Source organism: Psychromonas arctica, from assembly GCF_038155225.1.
Lineage (GTDB): Bacteria > Pseudomonadota > Gammaproteobacteria > Enterobacterales > Psychromonadaceae > Psychromonas > Psychromonas arctica_B.
In genome coordinates, this window is the sequence record NZ_JBAKBA010000401.1 from 1 (window position 1) to 211 (window position 211).

At 37.4% G+C, this 211-nt stretch carries 1 protein-coding gene; it reads right to left on the reverse strand.

Going from position 1 to position 211, the window contains the following annotated elements:
* Positions 1–211, reverse strand: a 211-nt coding sequence (locus V6255_RS18915; protein ID WP_341629477.1) for a hypothetical protein, incomplete at both ends; no start/stop codon positions are given.

Here is a 211-nt window from a genome sequence, read left to right on the forward strand (position 1 = left end):
TCACTCGATGATCACCATTATGATAATGGTACTCATCTGTTTTGACAGCAATATCAGGATTTCCCTTACAAAAACGATCTGGAAAAATTTGATAGAAAACCTGTGATTGAACCCATTGAGTAGGACGATGTTGGGCATTGTATTTGAAGTGGCTTTCTACCCCAGTAACACGATTAACAGTACCAGCAGAACTTAACCAAATCTGATTTTT